At 67.9% G+C, this 18,028-nt stretch carries 13 protein-coding genes and 1 pseudogene; 6 read left to right on the forward strand and 8 right to left on the reverse strand.

The annotated features are described in order from the left end of the window. Positions 1-5: 5 nt before the first annotated feature. From GD627_RS05380 to hemL, 3 genes are read left to right on the forward strand one after another with little or no spacing between them, the layout of a single operon-like run. Positions 6-869 (forward strand): uroporphyrinogen-III synthase, encoded by an 864-nt coding sequence (locus GD627_RS05380; RefSeq protein WP_152271596.1) that lies wholly within the window; start codon positions 6-8, stop codon positions 867-869. A 34-nt stretch (positions 870-903) separates the two neighbouring features. Next, positions 904-1,887, forward strand: a complete 984-nt coding sequence (hemB, locus tag GD627_RS05385; protein ID WP_152271597.1) for a porphobilinogen synthase — start codon at positions 904-906, stop codon at positions 1,885-1,887. Continuing rightward, positions 1,887-3,218: a glutamate-1-semialdehyde 2,1-aminomutase gene (hemL, locus tag GD627_RS05390; RefSeq protein WP_152271598.1), complete on the forward strand. Its 1,332-nt coding sequence runs from the start codon at positions 1,887-1,889 to the stop codon at positions 3,216-3,218. The genes hemB and hemL overlap by 1 nt, the downstream gene beginning before the upstream one ends. 97 nt (positions 3,219-3,315) lie before the next feature. On the opposite strand, the gene GD627_RS05395 is transcribed toward hemL, so the two are convergent. The 4 genes and pseudogenes from GD627_RS05395 to GD627_RS05410 form a co-directional block, all read right to left on the reverse strand. After that, the gene (locus GD627_RS05395; protein WP_146361373.1) at positions 3,316-4,155 is read right to left on the reverse strand and encodes a MetQ/NlpA family ABC transporter substrate-binding protein; all 840 of its coding nucleotides are present in this window, start codon (positions 4,153-4,155) and stop codon (positions 3,316-3,318) included. Between the two features lie 252 nt (positions 4,156-4,407). Continuing rightward, a pseudogene (locus GD627_RS05400) lies at positions 4,408-5,085 on the reverse strand (methionine ABC transporter permease); the annotation flags it as partial. Beyond that, on the reverse strand, positions 5,082-6,062 hold the full coding sequence (locus GD627_RS05405) for a methionine ABC transporter ATP-binding protein (RefSeq protein ID WP_152271600.1): 981 nt from the start codon (positions 6,060-6,062) through the stop codon (positions 5,082-5,084). The gene GD627_RS05405 and the pseudogene GD627_RS05400, both read right to left, overlap by 4 nt. 259 nt (positions 6,063-6,321) lie before the next feature. Beyond that, entirely contained in the window at positions 6,322-7,044 is a 723-nt protein-coding gene (locus tag GD627_RS05410) for a 3'-5' exonuclease (RefSeq protein WP_152271601.1), read from the reverse strand. Positions 7,045-7,120: 76 nt separating this feature from the next. Between GD627_RS05410 and GD627_RS05415 the strand changes: the two genes are divergently transcribed. Genes GD627_RS05415 through GD627_RS05425 form a run of 3 tightly spaced genes read left to right on the forward strand, consistent with a single transcriptional unit; the run spans position 7,121 to position 14,331 of the window. Then, positions 7,121-7,519: an MGMT family protein gene (locus GD627_RS05415; RefSeq protein WP_210250455.1), complete on the forward strand. Its 399-nt coding sequence runs from the start codon at positions 7,121-7,123 to the stop codon at positions 7,517-7,519. Between the two features lie 12 nt (positions 7,520-7,531). After that, the gene (locus GD627_RS05420; protein WP_152271603.1) at positions 7,532-10,882 is read left to right on the forward strand and encodes an ATP-dependent helicase; all 3,351 of its coding nucleotides are present in this window, start codon (positions 7,532-7,534) and stop codon (positions 10,880-10,882) included. Next, complete coding sequence (locus tag GD627_RS05425; RefSeq protein WP_152271604.1) at positions 10,879-14,331, forward strand: ATP-dependent helicase; 3,453 nt, start codon at positions 10,879-10,881, stop codon at positions 14,329-14,331. Before GD627_RS05420 ends, GD627_RS05425 begins: the two co-directional genes overlap by 4 nt. A gap of 34 nt (positions 14,332-14,365) precedes the next feature. On the opposite strand, the gene GD627_RS05430 is transcribed toward GD627_RS05425, so the two are convergent. From GD627_RS05430 to GD627_RS05445, 4 genes are all read right to left on the reverse strand, one after another. Then, complete coding sequence (locus GD627_RS05430; protein WP_152271605.1) at positions 14,366-15,055, reverse strand: hypothetical protein; 690 nt, start codon at positions 15,053-15,055, stop codon at positions 14,366-14,368. Beyond that, entirely contained in the window at positions 15,052-15,990 is a 939-nt protein-coding gene (locus tag GD627_RS05435; protein ID WP_152271606.1) for an ABC transporter ATP-binding protein, read from the reverse strand. The genes GD627_RS05430 and GD627_RS05435 overlap by 4 nt, the downstream gene beginning before the upstream one ends. Next, a complete protein-coding gene (locus tag GD627_RS05440) occupies positions 15,987-16,367 on the reverse strand; it encodes a GntR family transcriptional regulator (protein ID WP_152271607.1) in 381 nt (126 codons plus the stop codon). The genes GD627_RS05435 and GD627_RS05440 overlap by 4 nt, the downstream gene beginning before the upstream one ends. Before the next feature lie 182 nt (positions 16,368-16,549). Then, a complete protein-coding gene (locus tag GD627_RS05445) occupies positions 16,550-17,929 on the reverse strand; it encodes a phosphotransferase (RefSeq protein ID WP_425481882.1) in 1,380 nt (459 codons plus the stop codon). Between the last annotated feature and the right edge of the window lie 99 nt (positions 17,930-18,028).

Below are 18,028 nucleotides of genomic sequence, written 5' to 3' on the forward strand. Positions count from 1 at the left end.
CTGAGATGGCAGCCAAGCCGCAGGGCCCGGACCTCACCGGACTGTTCGTTGTCCTTCCACGCACCCCGGACCGGGCCTCGGCCATGGTCCGGGAGCTGGAGGGCAGCGGCGCGTCCGTGGCGCTGATGCCCCTGATCGATTTCCAGTTCCCCGCGGACACCGACCCGTTGGACCGTGCCCTGAATTCGCTGAAGGCGGGCCGGTTCGCGTGGGTGGTCTTCACCAGCGTCACCACCGTCCGCGCCGTGACCCGGCGGTGCGCCGCACTGGGCATCCGCCCCGACGCGCTGGTACCCGCGGATACCCGGATCGCGGCCGTCGGTGCCGGTACACGGCAGGCGCTGGAGGAAATCGGCGTCGATATCGATTTCCTGCCGGACACGGACCAGTCCGCCCGCGGCCTGGCGGCGTCCTGGCCGGACCCCTCAGGCTCCGACCCGGAAGGCGGGGACCTGCGCGTGCTGCTGCCGCAGGCCGACATTGCCGATCCGACCCTGCATGACGCCCTCACCTCCCTCGGTTGGGACGTCCGCGCCGTCACCGCCTACTGCACCGTGGACTATCCCGCCTCCGGTGTGCGCTTCACGCCCGCGGTTTCCGCCGAAGGCCTGCTGGACCCGGAAGCGTTCGCCGCCTCGGCACCCGCCGGACCGCGCGCCGTCGTCCTCACCTCCCCGAGCATCGCCCGCCGGTTCGCGCGCAGATGCGAGCCGGTCCCCGCCGGAACCCTGCTGGTTGCCATCGGTGACAGCACCGCCGCCCGGATGCGGGAACTGGGCCTGGCCCCGGACGCTGTGGCGAAGCAGCCAACCCCGGCGGGAATAGTCCAGGCACTGTCCATTGCTATGTCTACGGGTCCTACTCCCTAGTTCCCCATCGTTACCGGAAGGCAGAATTACCCTCATGAGCTTCCCCCAGCGCCGCCCCCGCCGCCTCCGCACCACCCCCGCCATGCGTCGGCTGACCGCGGAATTCCGCCTGGATCCCGCCGAGCTGATCCTTCCGGCCTTCGTCCGGGAGGGCATTACCGAGCCCAACCCGCTCACCTCCATGCCCGGCGTCGTGCAGCACACCATGGACTCCCTGAAGAAGGCCGCTGCCGAAGCCGTGGACCTGGGCGTAGGCGGCATCATGCTCTTCGGCATCCCCGCCGAGCGCGACGCCGTCGGCAGCGCCGGCACGGATCCCAACGGCATCCTCAACCGCGGCATCGCCGCCGTCCGCGAGGAAGTGGGAGATGAGCTGGTCATCATGAGCGACGTCTGCCTGGACGAGTTCACCGACCACGGACACTGCGGCGTGCTGGACGAAAACGGCGTGGTGGACAATGACACCACCCTGGAAATCTACGGACGGATGGCCGTGGAGCAGGCCCGCGCGGGCGCCCACGTCCTGGGCCCGTCCGGCATGATGGACGGCCAGATTGCCGTGATCCGCCAGGCCCTGGACGAGGCCGGCTACACCGACGTGTCCCTGTTCGCCTACGCCGCCAAGTACGCCTCGGCGTTCTACGGCCCGTTCCGCGAAGCCGTGGACTCCCAGCTCAAGGGCGACCGCCGGACCTACCAGATGGACGCCGCGAACCGCCGCGAAGCTCTCGTCGAGGTGGAACTGGACCTCGAGGAAGGCGCCGACATGGTCATGGTCAAGCCGGCCATGAGCTACCTGGATGTGCTCGCCGACGTTGCTGCCATGTCCCCGGTCCCGGTGGGCGCTTACCAGATCTCCGGCGAGTACGCGATGATTGAAGCGGCCGCCGCCAACGGCTGGATTGACCGCCGCCGGGCCATCGAAGAGTCCGTGCTGGGCATCAAGCGGGCCGGCGCCAACATGATTCTCACCTACTGGGCCACCGAGCTGGCGGCCTGGCTGAAGGAAAGCAAGTAATGTCCTCACCTGTCTCACCGTCCTCCAACGAAGAACTCTTCGACCGTGCCCGGGCCCTGATGCCCGGGGGAGTGAACTCCCCGGTCCGGGCGTTCGGCTCCGTGGGCGGCACGCCCCGCTTCATGGTTTCCGCCAAGGGACCGTACATCACGGATTCCGAGGGACGCGAATACGTGGACCTCGTCTGCTCGTGGGGTCCCGCCCTGGTGGGCCACTCCCACCCCGACGTCCTGGCGGCCGTGCACGCCGCCGTAGACAACGGGCTGTCCTTCGGCGCGTCCACCCCGGCCGAGGCCGAGCTGGCGCAGCTGGTCATGGACCGGGTGCCGGCAGTGAAGCGCCTGCGCATGGTCTCCACCGGCACCGAAGCCACCATGACCGCCATCCGGCTGGCCCGCGGCTACACCGGCCGGAACCTGGTCATCAAGTTCGCCGGCTGCTACCACGGCCACCTCGACGGGCTGCTGGCCTCCGCCGGTTCCGGCCTGGCCACGCTGGCGCTGCCCGGCTCGGCCGGAGTCACCGCGGCCACCGCCGCGGAAACGCTGGTGCTGCCGTACAACGACGTTGCCGCCGTCGAAAAGGCGTTCGCTGAACACGGCGCCGATATTGCCGCCGTCATCACCGAAGCCGCCCCCGCCAACATGGGCGTGGTCACCCCGGACGAAGGCTTCAACGCTGCCCTGTCCCGGATCACCGCCGCCCACGGCGCGCTGCTGATCCTGGACGAAGTGCTCACCGGGTTCCGTACCGGCCCGGCCGGCTACTGGGGACTGACCGGGGCACAGGAAGGCTGGACCCCGGACCTGTTCACCTTCGGCAAGGTCATCGGCGGCGGCATGCCCGTTGCCGCCCTCGGCGGCCGCGCCGATGTCATGGATTACCTGGCGCCGCTGGGCCCGGTCTACCAGGCCGGCACGCTCTCCGGTAACCCGATCGCCATGGCCGCAGGCGTCGCGACACTCAAGGCTGCCACGGCCGAGGTCTACGCCACCGTGGATGCCCGCTCCGCGGAGCTCTCCGCCGCCGTCTCCGCCGAACTGGACAAGGCCGGGGTGGACCACAGCATCCAGCGCGCCGGCAGCCTGTTCAGCGTCGCCTTCGGCACCTCCGCCACGGGCGTGCACAACTACGAGCAGGCCCAGGCGCAGGAGGCCTTCCGCTACCGGCCGTTCTTCCACTCGATGCTGGACTCCGGCGTGTACCTGCCGCCGTCCGTGTTCGAGGCATGGTTCCTGTCCGGTGCCCACGACGACGCCGCGATGAACCGGATCTACGAGGCGCTCCCGGCCGCCGCGAAGGCCGCAGCCGCCGCGCAGCCGGAGCAGTAGGGGCAGCCGGAGCAGTAGGGGCGCCGCCCGCCCGCAGACAGCAAAAACCCCGCACCTCCCTTGAACGGGAAGTGCGGGGTTTTGTTTTGCTGCTCAGTTAGAAAGCCGCTGTCACATCACCGTTCGGCCAGGTCTCTTCAATGAAGGCCTTGGTTTCGGGGGAGTGGAGCAGTTCCTCGAGCTTGTCGATCCGGGCGTCCTTGGCACCGGTCTTCCAGACAAGGAAGTTCGCATACGGGTTGTCTTCCGCGGATTCCACCAGGAGGGCATCATCCGTGCTCAGACCGGCTTCGAGGATGTAGTTGCCGTTGATGATGGCCAGATCCACGGTGGGGTCACCGAGGTCATTGACCAGCAGCTCGGGCTGGTTTTCCTGGAAATCCAGACCCTTGGGGTTCTGCTCGTCCGTGAGCGTGAGCACCGAGGAGTCATCGGCGATGTCCTGAACGAGGCCGGCTTCCTCCAGCATCTTCAGGGCACGTGCCTGGTTGGAGGGGTCATTGGTGACCATCACCCGGGCGCCGTCGCCGATGGAGGACACATCCTCATGCTTCTCCGAGAATGCAGCGTAGGGCTCCACATGGATGCCGGCGCCGTGCTCGAACTCGTAGCCCTGGCTCTCCATCTGGGATTCCAGGTACGGCAGGTGCTGGTAGTAATTGACGTCGCTGTCGCCGTCGTTGAGGGAGATGTTCGGCGTGATGTAGTCGTCGAACTCCTGGATCTCCAGCTCCAGCCCGGCCTCTTCGGCAAGGTTGTCCCGGACAAACTCCAGGATCCGGGCGTGCGGCGTCGGGCTGGCGCCCACGGTGAGGGTGACCGGGTTTGCCGGGTCCAGGCTCTCCACGGCGCTGGGGGTGGAATCGGATCCACCACAAGCCGTCAACGCCAGAGCCGTGGCCACACCGGTGGCAACGAGGGTTAGTGCTTTACGCATTGAATGCGTTTCCTTTCACGTAACCCCGGGAAGCGGAACGCCGCCGCCCGGGGGAGGTGCAGCTAGCGGCTACTGGCTGCAGATCCGCAGGGGTCCGGGCCGGGCCCGGACCCCTGGCAAAGAGTTGGCCTAGACCCCGGCGCGGTCGGTTTCCCGGTCGGCTTCACGGGCCGCAGCGGCGGGGGCAGGTGCGGGAAGGGGATCCGGCGCGGCGGTGGCCGGGCGGCGGCGCCGGCCCGATCCTGCGGCGGACCGGTGGTCCACGCGCCGGGACGCGTAGTCTCCGGCCAGCTGGATGACCTGTACGAGGGCCACGATGATGATGATCGTGACCACCATGACCTGGGTGTCAAAGCGCTGGACGCCGTAGTTGTACGCCAGCCGGCCCAGACCGCCGCCGCCGACGATGCCGGCCATGGCGGAGTAGCCCACCAGGGTCACCAGCGTGGTGGTCAGCGCGGCAACGAGGCCGGGCAGGGCCTCGCGCAGCAGCACCTTGGTGACCACCTGCATCTTGGTTGATCCCATGACCAGGGCTGCGTCGATCTTGCCGCCGGAGACGTCGCGGAGCGCGTTCTCCACCAGGCGGGCAAAGAACGGGATGGTGGCGATGCTCAGCGAAACGGAGGCGGCCACGGGGCCGATCGAGGTTCCGGTGATGAGGCGTGCCAGCGGAATCAGGGTGACCATCAGGATGGCGAACGGCACCGACCGGGTGATGTTGACGATGATGTCGCTGACAATCCGGTTGGTGATCTTCATGGGCAGCAGGCCTCCGGGGGCGCTGACATGCAGGAACACGCCCAGCGGCAGGCCGATCAGCAGCGTGAAGAACCCGGAGATCCCCACCATCTGGAGCGTCTCGAGCACGGCCTCCGGCAGGGCCTTGGTGATTCCGGGGTTGTCGAAGAGTCCGGTCAGGAAGGTCATGCTGCCACCTCCACGGTGACGCCCTGCAGGGCGAGGTATTCATGGACGGCAGCCATGTCGGTGTGCGTATCCAGCTGGATGCGCAGCCGTCCGAAGCGGGTGCCGGCAAGCAGTTCCACGCTGCCGGCAAGGACGTTGACGTCGGTGTCGAACCGGCGGGTCAGCGCGGACAGCACCGGATCGGACGTGGTCTGGCCCGTGAACAGCAGTTCCAGCACCGGCCCGCCGGGCGACGGCGGAGTAACCGGCAGCGGAATCAGCTGCTTGGCCAGCCGGCCGCGCAAATCCGAAGCGACCTCGCGCAGCGGGCCGTGTTCCACCACGCGTCCGGCTTCGAGCAGGGACACCGAGTCGCAGATCCGTTTCACCACGTTCATTTCATGCGTGATGATCAGGACCGTCAGGTTCAGGCGGCGGGTCAGATCCGAAATCAGGTCCAGGATGTCATCCGTGGTCGCCGGGTCCAGGGCGGACGTCGGTTCGTCACAGAGCAGGACGTCGGGGTCGGAGGCGAGGGCACGGGCAATGCCCACACGCTGCTTCTGGCCGCCCGAAAGCTGGGCGGGATAGGCGCCGGCGAAGCCCTCCAGGCCCACCAGCTTCAGCAGCTCCTGCACCCGGGCATCGATGACGCCCTTTTTCGTGCCCACGAGTTCCAGCGGATGCGCGATGTTGGCGGCGGCTGTGCGCGAATCCATCAGGTTCGCGTGCTGGAACACCATGCCGATGCGGCGACGGGCGGCGCGGATCTCGGAGTCCTTGACCGCCGTCAGTTCACGGCCGTCAATCGTGACGGAGCCCGACGTCGGCCGGTCAAGCAGGGTCAGGCAGCGGACCAGGGTGGATTTTCCGGCACCGGAGTGGCCGATGATCCCGTGGATCGACCCCTTGGGCACGCTCAGGCTCACGCCGTCCAGTGCGGTGACCGTCCGGTCGCCCTGCCGGTAGACCTTGCGAAGGTCGGTAACTGTGATCATTCGTCCTCGTCATATGCGATAAATGGCCGGACCGAAGCATGCATGAACGGGGCACGGTTCTGCGTCGTGCCCGGGATGCCGGCCGTGCGGAGGGTGTCTGCCAATCTCGTGGCGCGAGACGGAACGCGCGTTTCTCACGCGGGTACGCCTGGGGCGCCATCAGCGCCAAACACAGTAACCAGTATCGCATGAGGGCTGACGCGGCCCGGCCAAAGTGACGGCCTGTGAAGGAGGTGCGCAGGCGGCGGCAGCCCGGGGATCAGGCGGGGTCCAGGACGGTACCGGGTTCCCGGTCCGGTGCGGCCCGCAGCGGCCAGCTTCCGTCGATGACCGCTTCCGGGTCCCGGCGCCGCAGGTATTCCTGGAAGCTGGCTGCCTGGCCGGCAGCCCAGCCGATCTGGGACTCATGCAGGGTGCGGGCATCGCCCTGGAGCTCCGGATACTTCTCCGCCAGAACCGCTGCCACGGACAGGGTGGCCGCTACATCGGCGGCGGACGTGTGGGCGTTCTCAAAATCCACGCCGTAGTGCGCGGCCATGGCCGTGAGGGTGCGCTTGCCGCGGCGGAACCGGTCCACCTGCTTGTCCAGGATGTATGGATCGATCACGGGTAGCGGGCGGGGAGCCGTCAGCCCGAACCGCTCGCATTCGCGGGCCAGGACGGTGAAGTCATAGCAGGCGTTAAACGCCAGGACCGGGATGTCTGCGGCGAACATGCCGGCCAGCACCTCCGCCACCTCCGCTGTCACCGCGGAGGGGTCCCCGCCCTCCGCCTGGGCACGTTCGTTGGTGATGCCGTGGATGGCTGCAGCCTCGGCCGGGATCGGAATCTCCGGGCAGGCCAGCCACTCATGGTGCTGCAGGGTTTCGCCGCGCCCGTTCACCAGGATGATGGACGCGGTGACGATCCGCGCGGTCTGCGGGTCCCGGCCCGTGGTTTCGAGATCGAAGGCGGCCCGGGGAAGTTGATGCCAGCTGTTCATGGAACAAACCTATCCGGGGGCAGTGACATTCCCTGAAATTGGCAGGGGGCCCGGAGCCGTCGGTACCCTACTGGATATGCGCAGGGACTACGCCGATGCGGTGCTGGCTGTGGCCGATCTCATACCGCCCGGCCGGGTGCTTTCCTACGGCGACATTGCCGAACTGCTCGACGCCGGCGGCCCCCGGCAGGTGGGTGCGGTGCTGTCCGCGCGCGGCAGCGAGGTGTGCTGGTGGCGCGTGCTGAGGTCCTCGGGCGAGCCGCTCCGGGGTCGCGGGCTGTCCGCCTGGGAGCACTACCGGGAGGAGGGCACCCCTGTGCGCGGAACGGCGGACGACGCCGGCGCCGGGTACCGGGTGCGGATGGAGGGCGCCCGCTGGCAGCCGGACGAAGCGGCATGGAAACGGCTGGACATGCTCCGGGCAGCCCTGCAGGTGCCCGCCCCGCCGGATAACAGGAATGTCAGAGGGACATGATGAAGTGGAACCATGAACGTTGAACTCCAACTCGTAGGACCGGCCGCCGGTGCGTCAGCTGCGCCCCGGCTCAGCGCGGACCAGCAGGCCGTCGTGGACCTGCCCACGGGAAGCGGCCCCGTTCTGGTCCTCGGCGCCCCGGGCACGGGCAAATCCACCGTCCTGGTGGAAGCCGCCGTCGCACGGATTGGACGCGACGGACTGGACCCGTCCCGCCTGCTGATGCTGGCCCCCTCCCGGCTTGCGGCCGCCGGGCTCAGGGACGCGCTTTCGGCCCGGCTGCAGGGAACCCTGAGTACCGCACCCGCCCGCACCTGGGCTTCTTACGCCTTTGACCTGATCCGCCGCGCCAAGACCGAAGGCCGGCTGCCCTACCTCACCCGGGCCCCGAAGCTTCTGTCCGGTGCTGAGCAGGACGTCATCATCAAGGAACTGCTCGCCGGACACGGCCAGCAGGGGGTGCCGGAACTTCCCTGGCCGGACAGCCTGGATATGGCCCGGGGTACCCGCGGCTTCCGGCAGGAAATCCGCCAGCTCTTCGACCGGGTGATCGAGTACGGCATCTCCGCCGACGAACTGCGCAGCCTGGGGCAGCGGTACGGCCGCCCGGACTGGGTTGCGGCCGCCGGGTTGTACGCCGAGTACCGGGACGTCCTGGACCTGCGCATGCCCGAGTCCTTCGACCCGGCAGGCATCATTACCTCGGCGCTGAACATCCTGCACTCGGATCCGGAGTTCCTGGCCGCAGAACAGGAGCGCCAGCAGGTGGTGCTGGTGGATGACCTGCAGGAAGCCAACCCCGCCATCCACAGCCTGTATGCCCTGCTGGCAGGCACCGGAGATTCCATCGCGGCCGCCTGCCCCGACACCGTGGTGCAGGGTTTCCGCGGTGCGCGCCCGGACCTGGTGGGCAGGCTGGCCGAGCGCTTCGACGGCCGGCTGCAGACCCGTGTCCTGACGACCTCGCACCGCCTGACCGGCTCCCTGGCCGGGGCCTGGACCCGGACCGCCTCCCGGATTTCCGTGGTCGGCTCCCTGCCCTCCTACCGCACCGCCGTAGCGGACGCCCGGTCCGTCGGGAAGACGCCCGGGAGCGGCAGCGCAGCGCAGACCCGGACAACCCCGGAACCTGACGCCGCAGCGGACTCCGCCGGCCGGGCCTTCGAGCTCAATGCCGCCAACCCCGCAGCGGAAACACCGTCAGCACCCGCCGCGGGCACCGCCGAGGCACACGTCGTGGACACCCCCATGCACGAGCAGCGCTATGTGGCGCAGCGGATCCTGGAGGCCCAGTTGCTGCAGGGCCGCTCGCTCGAGGACATCGCCGTCATTGTCCGGACCGGCGCCCAGCTGGCCGCTCTCCAGCGCTACCTCACGGGACAGGGGATTGAGGTCAAGGTACCCGTTGCGGAACGGGCAGTGCGGGATGAAGCCGCCGTCCGCCCGCTGCTGGACGCCTTCGCCGTCGTGCTGGATCCGGAACTGCTCACCCCCGAGCTGGCCGTATCCCTGCTGACTTCACGCATCGGCGGCGCGAGCACGCTGGAACTGCGCCGGCTGCGGCAGGCGCTGCGCCGCGAAGAGCGCAGCGCAGGAGGCGGACGGACCAGCGACGCACTGCTGGTCGAGTCCCTGCTGGACCCCGAATCGGAGTCCGGGCGGGCACTGGCCGGGCTGAGCTGGGATGCGCGTCCGGCCGCCCAGCGCATCTCCGCGATGCTCGCCGCAGGGAGGGAAGCCGCCCGCGAACCCGGCGCCACCGCGGAGACGGTCCTTTGGGCCCTCTGGTCCGTCTCCGGCTGGTCCAAGCGCTGGGCGGAAACGGCCCTCTCCGGCGGCCCCGGTGCGTCCCGCGCGGACCGGGACCTGGACGCAATCATGGCCCTGTTCCAGACTGCCGAACGCTATGTCGACCAGCTGCCCGGCTCCACGCCGGCCCAGTTCCTGGATTACCTCACCAGCTCCGAACTGCCGATGGATACCCTGGCCGCCCGCGCGCAGCGGCGCGAGGCCGTTGAGCTGCTCACCCCGGCCAGTGCCGCCGGCCGGGAATGGCCGATGGTGATTGTCGCCGGAATCCAGCAGGACGTGTGGCCCAACCTGCGTCTGCGCGGCGAGCTGCTGGGGAGCGGGGAGCTGGTCGCAGCCGTGGAGCACGGTGACAACTTCCGTGCCCACCGCAGCCCGCTGACGCTGATGCAGGCGATACGTTTCGACGAGCTGCGCAGTTTCTCCACCGCCATTTCGCGGGCGAGCGAGGTGCTGATCTGCACCGCTGTCTCTTCCGAGGACGAACAGCCCTCCTCCTTCCTCGACCTGGTGGCACCGTTGGCGCCGGGTACGGAAAAACGTCCCCGCACCGAAGTGCTGCGGCCGCACACGCTGCGCTCGCTGGTGGCCGAACTGCGCCGGTACGCCCAGCAGCCCGACGAAGATCCGGACTTGGCCGCCGAAGCAATCCATCACCTGGGCACCATGGTGAACCATCCCGTTCCGGTCCCGGGAGCCCACCCGGACAAGTGGTGGGGACTCGCGCCGCTGTCCAGCACCGCCGCGATCCTTCCCCCGGACGCACGGATCCCGGTGTCGCCGTCCAAGGTTGACGCCGTGCTGAAGTCCCCCCTGAGCTGGTTCGTCTCCGCGGCCGGCGGCGAGCAGGCCACCGACTTCGCCCGGTCCCTGGGCACCCTGGTGCACTCCATTGCACAGGACATGCCTGACGCTGCCGGCAGCGAATACGTGCAGGAACTGCAGAAACGCTGGCCGTCCCTGGGCATGAAGGACAACTGGGAAGGGCAGATGGATTACCAGCGGGCCGAAACCATGGTCCGGAAGCTGGCTGAGTACGTCATCACCATGCGCCGCAGCGGCCGATCCCTCGTCGCGGTCGAAAAGGACTTCGAGGTGGAACTGCCGGTGGAGATCGACGGCGCCGTCCGGACCGCGCTCCTGCGGGGCCAGATTGACCGTCTGGAGGTCGATGAGGACGGACGGTTGTTCATCGTGGACCTGAAGACCGGCAAATCCGCCCCCAAAAAGGACGATCTGCTGGCCCACCCGCAGCTTGCCGCGTATCAGGAAGCGGTCCGCGAGGGGGCACTGCCGGACGCACCCCCGGTGCCCGGGGGCGCGGCCCTGGTGCAGCTGGGCACCACCAACAAGGGGGTGTCCGTGCAGGAACAGCCGCCCCTGGACCCGGAGGACACCACGGCACGGGAGATGGTCCGTAAGGCGGCCGCCTTAATGTCCGCGGCATTCTTTGAAACGGTCCATGATCCGAGCCGCAGCGGCTTTGGCGGCAACGGCTGCCGGCTGCCCGAAATCTGTCCCCTCTGTGCTGAAGGAAAGCAGGTCACCGAGTGAGTGCGTCCGTAACCGACGAGGTACCCGGCGGGCTGCCGCAGGCCGCGCCCGTCCCGAAGTACTCCGCCCGGGAGTTGGCGGAACTGCTGCACACCGATCCAAACTCGCCGGTGCAGTACCCCACCGAGGACCAGATCGGCATCATCGAAGGCCCCCTCGAACCCCTGCTGGTGATCGCCGGTGCCGGATCGGGTAAGACCAAGACCATGGCGGACCGGGTGGTCTGGCTGGTGGCCAACGAGCTGGTCCGGCCCGAGCAGATCCTGGGGGTTACCTTCACCCGGAAGGCGGCCGGCGAGCTTGCCTCGCGCATCCGTGCGCGCCTGAACCTGCTCTACTCGCGGCTCGACGCCGGACCGGGCGGCGCCGCGGACCCTGACACAGCCGGAGACGGCGAGGAACGGATGGAACCGAGCGTTTCCACCTACCATTCCTATGCCAACGGGATAGTGAACGACTACGGCCTGCGTATCGGTGTGGAACGCGATTCCGTGATGCTGGGCGGCGCACAGTCCTGGCAGCTGGCCAATGAGGTGGTGGAGGCCTACGCCGGAGACTACGAGCACTTCACCGCTGCCAAATCCACGCTGGTCGGTGCGGTGCTGCAGATGGCCGGTGAATGCTCCGAGCACCTGCGCACCCCGGCCCAGGTCCGTGCCGAACTCGCTGCCCATGTGGACGCGGTCTCTGCCCTGCCCTACCAGTACGGCAAGCCGAAGGAGCCCACCCAGGCGGCCCGGAAGCTGATCAACCGGCTGCGGACGCGCATCTCCGTCACGGAGCTGGTGGAGGCCTACCAGCGCGCCAAGGCGGAACGCAGGCAGCTGGACTTCGGCGACCTCGTGGAACTGGCCGCCCGGATTGCGGCCACCATCCCCGAGGCGGTGGAGATGGAACGCACCAAGTACAAGGTGGTGCTGCTGGATGAGTTCCAGGACACCTCCCACGCACAGATGGTCCTCTTCTCCAAGCTGTTCGGCGACGGCCGGTCCGTCACCGCCGTCGGGGATCCCCACCAGTCCATCTACGGGTTCCGCGGTGCTTCCGCCGGGCAGCTGGGCACCTTCCGGGAGAAGTTCCCCCTGTTCACCGACACCGGCCGCGAACTGGCGCCGCTGGCGAACCTGTCGATCGCCTGGCGCAACTCCACCTCGGTGCTGGCTGCCGCCAACACCGTGTCCGAACCGTTGAACGGCGTAGCTCCGTGGCTCAAACACCAGCGGCTGCCGCATGTGCCCGAGCTGCAGGCCAGGACCAACGCCCCCGTCGGCGAGGTGTACCTGGGCCGTTACCTGAGCGACGTGTCGGTGGAACCCGGCAAGGACGTGCCCGGACGGATCCTGGGCGAGGCCGAGGCCGTGGCGGAGCAGGTGGCCTTCCACCGGAACCGGGCCTTTGAACGGGACGAACGCAACCAGCCCGTGCGGCCCACCGTGGCGGTGCTGTGCCGGGGGCGCAAGCAGTTCGAGCCGATCCGCAGGGAACTGGAGCTGCGCGGCATCCCGGTGCAGATTGTCGGCCTGGGCGGGCTGCTGTCCACACCGGAAGTTGTTGACCTGCTCGCCGTGCTGCGGGTCCTGGGCGATCCGGGACGTTCGGATTCCATGCTCCGGATCCTTGCCGGAGCGCGGTGGCGGATCGGGCCGGCGGACCTGATGGCGCTGGCGGACTGGTCCCGGCATCTGGTCCGGGTCCGTGAGCGGGCCGTCCGGGTGGCCGACGCCGCCGATATCCACGGCCCGGACGAAGGCCCGGACCCTGTGGTGGAAGCGGACCTGGTGGAGGCCGGCAGCCTCGTCGAAGCCGTGGATTCCCTGCCGCGCCCAGGGTGGATCTCCAGCGCCGGGCGGTCCCTCTCCGAGGAGGGCCTGAGGCGCCTGACCCAGCTGCGCAACGAGCTGCGGGACCTGCGCGGTTTTGTCGGCGAGGACCTGACCACGCTGATCGGCGAGGTGGAACGCCGGATCCTGCTGGACATCGAGGTGGCGGCGAAACCCGGCGTCACCCTGCACGAATCCCGGCGGAACCTTGATGCGTTCATCGACGCTGCGGCCACGTTCAGCTCCTCCGCGGAACGGGTGGACCTTGCCGCGTTCCTCGCCTGGCTGGAAGCGGCGAACTCCGAAGAAAACGGCCTGCCCGTCACGCCGCTGGAACCGAGCCGGGAAGCGGTGCAGCTCCTCACCGTCCACGCGTCCAAGGGTTTGGAATGGGACATAGTGGTGGTTCCCGGATTGAACCAGGCCTCGTTCCCCAGCGATAAGGACTCGCGCTGGAGCAGCGGGGATTCGTCCATCCCGTGGACGCTTCGCGGGGACAGCCTGGACCTGCCGGAGTGGGACTGGGAACAGGTGGACCAGAAGTCCTGGCTGGAAAGCGAAAAGCTCTTCAGCGAAGATGCCAAAGGCCACGCGGAACGCGAGGAACGGCGGCTGGCCTATGTGGCGTTCACCCGTGCCAAGTCCGTGCTGATCTGCACCTCCTCCGCCTGGGGCGGCGGACGGTCCAAGCCACTGGGAATCTCTCCGTATCTGCAGGTCCTGTATGACCTGGAACAGGCCGGTGCCGCGGGGTACCGGCTCCTGCACTGGGTCCCGTCCGAAGACGAAGGGACGGAAAACCCTGCCAATGCCGAGGCGGAGCGGGCCATGTGGCCGGTCGATCCGCTCGGAGGGCGCCGGGCGGCGATGGAAACCGCGGCTGACGCGGTGCTGGAGTCCGCGGGACGCCTTGCGGCAAACACCGGAAGCCGGGAGCAGGGACCCGGACGCTGGAGCCGGGAAACGGAGCTGGTGCTGGCCCGGCACCGGCCGCCGAACGAAGTGGTGCAGGTGGAACTGCCGGCCCACATCTCGGCCTCCATGCTGGTGGACCTGTTGGACGACCCGGCCGAGGTCACCCGGCAGCTTCGCCGGCCGGTTCCCCGTCAACCGGGCATGGCCGCCCGCAAGGGTACGGCCTTCCACGCCTGGGTCGAGGAGTTCTTCGGCACCAGCGGGATGCTGGACATCGACGAGTACCCGGGGGCTGCCGACGCCTACGTGGACGAGGCCTATCAGCTGGAGGACATGATCGCTACGTTCGAGGCCTCGGACTGGGCACAGCGGACGCCTGCCTTCATCGAGGTGCCGGTGGAGACCAAGGTGGACACCGTCGTCGTCCGCGGCCGGATTGACGCGGTGTTCCAGGACGCGGACGGAACCTGGGACCTGATCGACTGGAAAACAGGTGCCCCGCCGTCGTCACAGAAGCTTGACGTGCGGTCCGTCCAGCTGGCTGTCTACCGGCTCGCCTGGGCACGGCTCAAGGGGGTCCCGTTGGAGAAGGTGCGGGCCGCGTTCTACTACGTGGCTGCCGACAAGCTGATCCGGCCCTACAACCTGGCCGGGGAGGCCGAGCTGGAGGAAATCATCCGGGAGGCAGCCAAAACCCCGTCCGCCGGGTTCTGATCCGGCGGACGGGGTCGGTGAGGGGAACCGGGGGTCAGGGCACGGCTCGCCGAAGCGTGGCGTACGACGTGAGGGCAAGCAGCGCACCGGTGGCAAGCACCCAGCCGGCGAGTGACAGCGGCGTCAGTTCCACTATCCAGGCGCCGACGGAAGCCCAGGCCTCCCGCCAGGTGATCAGTGCGACGATTCCCAGCAGGACGGCGCCGGCACCCACCAGTGCTGCCGTCAGTCCAACCGTCCGCCACCGCTTGTAGATGGTCGAGCTCCAGAAGCCCAGCAGGAACAGCAGGATGGTGACCGCGAAATAGAAGAGGATCTGGGTGTACCAGGCGCCCTCGGCAATCCACGGGATGGCGAAGATGGCGCCCTTCATGCCCCAGCCGTCGGTCGCCTGCTCCACCAGCCCCAGTACCCAGTACAGGACCGCGAGAGCCAGGGCGACCAGGGAGAACAACCCGATCGTGCCGATGTAGAAGGCACGCCGGCTGACGCTGAGGGCCTGTGAGAAGGGGAAGAGCAGGGTCATGGACTGGATGCCCAGGGCAAAGAAGTACCACATCACGGCCTGCCCGGAGCCCGAAATGATGTTCGAGGCATCGCCCGGGATCATCGCGAAGATGGCCAGCGAAATCAGCGTGGAGGAGGCCAGGATAATCAGCGGAATCCACAGGTAGATCCATTTGTTGGTCAGCTGTATCCGCGCCACGGCTACTGCACGGTTCATCGGAAGGCCTCCAAGCTGTCGGTTGCTGCAGTGCCGGACGGCTTCTCTGCGCCATCTGCCTGCAGCGTCTTGCGGACAATGAGTTGCTGCAGGGATACAGGTGTCAGCTGCAACCCAAGCTCAGCGGCCTCCCGACGCCCGGCGTCGTCGAGCCGCTGCTCCACCGTCGCCGAGACGAGGGACCCCAGGGCTTCGCGGTGCAGCACCGGATACCCGGCGATGAAGGCCTCGACGACGTCCGCCGTGCCGGTGATGGTCACGGCACTGCCCCTGATGTTCTCCGCGTCGTCATTCAGGACAATCCTGCCGCTGTCAATCACGATCACATGCTCCAGAAGAAGCGCGACCTCGTCGATCAGATGCGAGGAAAGCATGATGGTGCGCGGATGTTCGGCGAAGTCTTCGACCAGCCGGTCGTAGAAGATCTGCCGGGCCACGGCGTCCAGCCCCAGGTAGGGTTCGTCAAAGAAGGTGATGTCCGCCCGCGATGCCAGTCCGAGAACCACTCCGACGGCGGACAGCTGGCCGCGGGAAAGTTTCTTCAAGCGCCGCTTGACCGGGATCGAGAATTCCTCCGCCAGCGAGGCGGCGAACCCGGCATCCCAGTTGGGATACAGCAGCCCGGCCGATGCGAAAGCGTTTGCAGCGGTGAAATCATCCGGGTACTTCTGCGATTCGCGGACGAAGCACAGCCGGCGCAGCACCCGGTCGTTTTCGAAGGGGTGTTCTCCGAAAACCCGTACCTCGCCGGAAGACTCAAAGCCCTGGGCCGTGAGGATGGACATCAGCGTGGTTTTGCCCGCCCCGTTGCGTCCGAGCAGCCCGTAAATGCGGCCGCCGGCGATATCCAGGTCAACATTGTCGAGCGCTAGCTGGTCCCGGTAACGGCGTGTCAGGTTCCGGGTTTCTATCACGTTCGCGGTGCCGGCAGTCATGGCGCCATGCTCCCTTCGGTGTCGACGGCGCTGCGCTGAATCAATCCGGCGAGCTGGGTGCCGTCAATACCCAGCTTCCGCGCTTCGATTGTCAGCGGTCGGACGTACTGCTCATAGAACTGTTCCCGCCGCTTTTTGAGGACGGATTCCCTGGCCCCGGGCGCTACGAACATGCCGATGCCCCTGCGCTTATAGAGGATTCCCTCATCCACGAGGAGATTGATGCCCTTGGCCGCCGTCGCCGGGTTGATCCGGTAGAAGGCTGCGAACTCATTGGTGGAAGGCACCTGGCTTTCCTCCTTGAGGGTTTCGTCAAGGATGTCGCCTTCGACGCGTTCGGCGATCTGCTGGAAGATCGGCCTGCTGTCATCTATCAAAGCGGCTCCCGTGTTTTCCTCCCCGGGACCCAGGTGCGGGACCGAGTGGTTCGCTACTTGCTTGGTTCATTACTGATGTAACTAACCTAGAGCCGGAACCGGGACATGGCAAGGGGGTTGATGAAAGAAAAACGGTGCCCCGCCGGAAATCGGCGGGGCACCGGAGTGCGGAGTAGGCCCGGTTACTTGTCCGGAACCGGCGTTAGGGGGATTGCGGTCGTCTCGGTGCCGGCAGCATCGCCGCCGGTTGCGTCCGCATCCTCATCTCGGCTGGTGGACGCATGGTCCGCGCCGTCCGGAGAGGCGCCCGCGTTCCGATCCGTGCCGGTCTGTGGGCCCTTCCCGGAGACGGATTCCGCACGGAGCGACGGGGCACGATTCGGTTTGGCCACCCCGCGGCCCGCCGGGGTGACTGTCCTGGGTGCCGATGCTGCGGAACCGCTGCCGGCTGCAGTGCCGTCGGCGGCCGCACCGGACACCACGGGAGCAGTGTCCGGAGCGATGGGGACGACCGTAACTTTGGCGGCCGGCTGGACAGCGGCAGCCGCTGCCGCAGCGCGGGCCTCGGCTGCCCGGGCTTCCGCAGCGCGGGCCTCGGACGCCCGGGCCTCGGACGCCCGGGCTTCGGCAGCGCGGGCCTCGTCTGCACGCCTGTCGGACGCCTCCTGTGCCCGGACATCCTCCTCGAGGGTGCCGAGCATTTCGACGGCTTCGTCCACCATGACGGAGTTCTCTGCGGCGACACCGCGCACCAGCCACTGGGCGAGGGCAAATTCCGCGGACAGTGCTGCGCGGCGGATCAGATGCGGATCTTCGGGGTCCTTGCTCGACGCCAGGTAGGCGGCGTGCACGTTCTCGGTCAAGCGGGGGTCATTCGCGGCAACCAGCCACGCAAAATCATCCGCCGGATCGCCGACCCGGAGATCGGTCCAGCCGGTCACGGCGCTGACCCGCTCGCCGCTGAGCAGGATGTTGTCTTCATGCAGGTCGCCGTGGACCACGGTGGGCTTGAACCGCCAGAGCGAGACGTCCTCGAGCGCGTGTTCCCAACGACGCAGCAGGATGGAAGGGATCTTGCCGGTGGTCGCAGCCTGGTCCAGCTCGTTCAGCCGCCGCTGGCGGAACTCGTTCGCGGTATAGCTCGGCAGGTCCGCGGAAGTGACCAGTTCACGGGGGATGGCGTGGATGGCTGCCATCGCGCGTCCAATGTCCGCGGCCACGGAACGCCCGGACGTCACGAGTGAATCGATGCTGCGGATAGTGCCGGGCAGGTGCGAATACACAAAAGTGCATAGATCACCCTGGCGGACGGTCCCCGCCACGTACGGCAGGGCGAACGGCAGTTCGGCCCGGACCGCGGGCACAAACGTGCGCAGTACCAGCAGTTCGGTCTCCAGGCGCATGCTGGCCTCGAGATGTTTGGGGGAGCGGACGCGCCATCTGCGGCCGGCGTCGTCGATCAGCAGCGCAGCGTCAAAATCCGCAGCGTCGTCCGGGGAACCGGCAACGCCGGTAGGGCTCAGCCCTGGGACGGCAGCGCTGGCCATTGCAGCCAATTCCATGGGGGTCCGTTTCACATGTTCAACCGTAGGGGCAGATGTGCTCTGAATAACCATTGGCGGGCGGCGAGTCGCCTAAACCGTGAGGAAAAACTCAGACCG

This window comes from Arthrobacter yangruifuii, assembly GCF_009192775.1.
GTDB classification, from domain to species: domain Bacteria; phylum Actinomycetota; class Actinomycetes; order Actinomycetales; family Micrococcaceae; genus Arthrobacter_B; species Arthrobacter_B yangruifuii.